Origin of the sequence: Streptomyces poriticola, assembly GCF_036689765.1 — a bacterium.
Classification (GTDB): Bacteria; Actinomycetota; Actinomycetes; order Streptomycetales; family Streptomycetaceae; genus Streptomyces; species Streptomyces poriticola.
Genome location: NZ_JBAGKH010000077.1, coordinates 1 through 2,922 on the forward strand (window position 1 = coordinate 1; position 2,922 = coordinate 2,922).

Below are 2,922 nucleotides of genomic sequence, written 5' to 3' on the forward strand. Positions count from 1 at the left end.
CATCGCCGTACCGCGGACGACGGCAAGGACTCGGTGGCCGTTGCGGCGTGCGTCCGACAGCCGCTCCAGAAGCAGCATGCCCACGCCCTCGGACATGCCCATGCCGTCGGCGTCGACCGAGAAGGCCCGGCACCGGCCGTCCACGGACAGGCCGCGCTGCCGGCTGAACTCGGTGAAGGAGGTGGGCACCGCCATCACGGACACACCGCCGGCCAGCGCCAGCGTGGACTCGCCCTGCCGTAGCGACTGCGCCGCGAGATGGAGGGCGACCAGCGACGACGAGCAGCCCGTGTCCAGGGTGACCGCGGCGCCCTCCAGGCCGAGGACGTACGAGACGCGGCCCGAGGCGATGCTCGCCGTGTTGCCCGTACCGAGGTAGCCCTCGATCTCCTCCGGGGTCTCGCCGAGGCGCGAGCCGTAGTCGTGGTAGCTGACGCCCGCGAACACGGACGTACGACTGCCCCGCAGGGACTGGGGGTTGATGCCGGCCCGCTCGAAGGCCTCCCAGGAGGTCTCAAGCAGCAGGCGCTGCTGCGGGTCCATCGCCAGGGCCTCACGCGGCGAGATGCCGAAGAACGCGGGGTCGAAGTCGGCGGCGTCGTACAGGAATCCGCCGTGCCGGGTGTAGGACTTGCCGCGCTGCTCCGGGTCCGGGTCATAGAGCGCGTCGAGGTCCCAGCCGCGGTCGGTCGGCAGGCCCGAGATCACGTCGCCGCCGCGCAGCAGGAGTTCCCACAGCTCCTCGGGCGAGCGCACGCCGCCCGGGAAGCGGCACCCCATGCCGATGATGACGATCGGGTCGTCGTCGGCGGCCGGCAGGGTCGGCGGCGCCGCGGCGGTCCCGGCCGGCGCGGTGTCCGGCAGCGCTCCGAAGAACTCGTCCCGCAGATGGGCGGCGAGCACATCGGGGGAGGGGTAGTCGAAGACGAGGGTCGCCGGCAGCCGCAGCCCGGTGGCCGTGTTGAGCCGGTTGCGCAGCTCAACCGCGGTCAGCGAGTCGAAGCCCAGATCACGGAACGCCCGCCCCGGCTCGACCGCCTCACCGGAGGCATGACCGAGGACCGAGGCCGCCTGGTCGCGCACCAGCTCCAGCAGCACCCGGTCCCGCTCCTCGGCCGCGAGACCCTCCAGCCGGTCGCGCAGCGGCGACGACGGAGCGCTCGGCGCGTCCGCGCCCGACGCGGTTCCGGGGGACGACGTGGCCGCCTCGATCTCGCGCTGCGCCTCGGGAACACCCGCGAGCAGCGGGCGAGGTCCCGCCGAGGTGAAGACAGGGACGAAGCGCTCCCAGTCCACCTCGGCCACGGCCACGAAGGTCTCGTCGTGCGCGAGGATCTGGCGCATCGCGGCGAAGGCCGTGTCCGGGTCGAGGAACGGCAGTCCCCGCGCCTGCAGCTGCTCCGGCTTGACGCCCTCCGGCAGCCGCTCCGGGTCCCAGACGTTCCACACGCCCCATGCGATGGAACTGGCCTTCAGACCGCGGGCACGGCGCTGCTCCGCGAGCGTGTCCAGATAGGCGTTGGCGGCGGCGTAGGCACCGTGGTCACCGCTGCCCCAGACACCGGCGATGGAGGAGAACAGCACGAACGCGTCAAGGTCGTCGCCGCCCAGCAGCTCGTCCAGGTGAGCGGCGCCCGCCACCTTCGCGGCCAGCACGTCCGCGAACTCGTCGAGCCCCGACTCCGCCAGCGATGCCAACTCGATGAACGCCGCCGCGTGTACGACCGTACGCAGGGACTCCCCGTCGGCCTTCAGCTGCTCCAGCACGCCCGCGAGGGCCTCGCGGTCGGCGGCGTCGCACGCGGCCACCGTGAGACGGACCCCCTCGGCGGCCAGTTCCGTCGCCAGCTCGGCCATGCCCGGAGCGGACGGGCCGCGCCTGCTGGTCAGCACCACATGCTCGGCGCCGTTCGAGGCGAGCCACCGCGCGATGTGCGGGCCGAGCGCTCCCGTCCCGCCGGTCACCAGCGCCGTGCCACTGGTGCGCCAGCCGGGCGCCGCCTGCTCGGGCGTCCGCACGTCCAGCGGGTTGCGCACCAGGCGCCGGGCGAAGACGCCCGAGCTGCGGACCGCCACCTGCTCCTCGCCCGCCAGCCCGGCCAGCACCGCGCACAGGCGCGCCCGGGCCCGGTCGTCCAGCTCGCGCGGCAGATCGACGAGGCCGCCCCAGCGCTCGGGCTGCTCCAGCGCGACGACCCGGCCCAGACCCCAGACCTGCGCCTGCGCCGGACTGGTCACGGCGTCGGACGCCCCGACCGCCACGGCCCCGCACGTGCCGAACCACACCGGAACCTCAAGGCGCGCGTCACCGAGCGCCTGCACAAGAGCGAGCGTCCCTGCCACACCGGCCGTCATGGCGGGATGCATGGGGTGAGGGCTCTCGTCGAGCGCCAGGAAGGAGAGCACGCCGGCCGGCGGAGAGTCCTGCGCGGACAGCTTCTCGCCGATGAGACCGACGTACGTCCCCCGGGCGGCCTCGGAGGCGTTCAGCTCCAGCGGCACGACCTGCGCGCCGTGCCGGGCGAGCCCCTCCGCCGCCGTACGGACGACGTCGTCGGTGGCCCGCCCCTCCGGGAACACCACGAGCCAGGTCCCCCCGAGCCTGGTCGTGGCACCCCCGTCGGCCACCGGCTTCCAGCTGATCCCGTACCGCCAGTCGTTCACCGTGGCCTCGCGCCTGCGCTCCTGCCGCCAGGACGCGAGCGCGGGCAGCACCGTGCTGAGCGAGGCGTCGTCGGGAACGGCGAGCGTGTCGGCGAGCGACTCCCAGTCCTCGTTCTCCACGGCCTCCCAGAAACGCGTGTCGACGATGTCGGTCGCCGGGAACGGGGCGGGCGCCGCCGTGGTGTCCGGTACGTCGATCCAGTAACGCTGGTGCTGGAAGGGGTAGGTGGGCAGGTCGACGTGCCGACCGCCCTTGCC

General features: G+C 73.8%; 1 protein-coding gene. It reads right to left on the reverse strand.

All coding sequences use genetic code 11. From position 1 onward, the window contains the following. A partial coding sequence (locus V5O46_RS31495) for an SDR family NAD(P)-dependent oxidoreductase (RefSeq protein WP_332888152.1) occupies nucleotides 1–2,922 on the reverse strand: 2,922 nt, incomplete at both ends.